Below are 538 nucleotides of genomic sequence, written 5' to 3' on the forward strand. Positions count from 1 at the left end.
TAGGGCAATCATAATCAGCCTTTTTTTCTGAGGCGTCCGATTCTGTTCCCGAAGATTGGGCTGACCTTTCCCGAAGCTTCTTCAATATTTCCGCCAAAGCTTTGTCCGTATTGTTGGCTGCCATTTCTCCATTCCTTTCTTTCTTCTTCATTCTTCTGAACTGCTAATCTGTCATATTGTTTTCGCAACTTGTCGGGACTGAGAATGTTCTGATACCAGAAATGATGATTAGTAGACCACACGATCATGTCCTGAATCTCTTTTCCTTCCCTGCCGTCCCTCTCCATCATCAACCTGAAAGTATTAGCCCATTTATCAAGGTTTGGTTTTTTCAAGTTCGGGCTGTGTGCCTGTATACACTTCCAAAGCAGGGCGGCCAGTTTCATATGGCTTTCATCAAAAACCAAACGTTTATTATTATTCTTTTCATTCTTATCATTCTTTACATTCTTGTTTGTGTTCACTTGCTGTTCATTTGCTGTTCGTTTGCTGTTCACTTGCTGTTCACTTTGTTGGTACTCAGACCAGTTAGTTATTG

General features: G+C 41.1%; 1 pseudogene. It reads right to left on the reverse strand.

From position 1 onward, the window contains the following. Positions 1-14 precede the first annotated feature (14 nt). Positions 15-538: pseudogene (locus tag SM447_RS29855) on the reverse strand (hypothetical protein); the annotation flags it as partial.

This window comes from Micromonospora aridisoli (assembly GCF_056150025.1).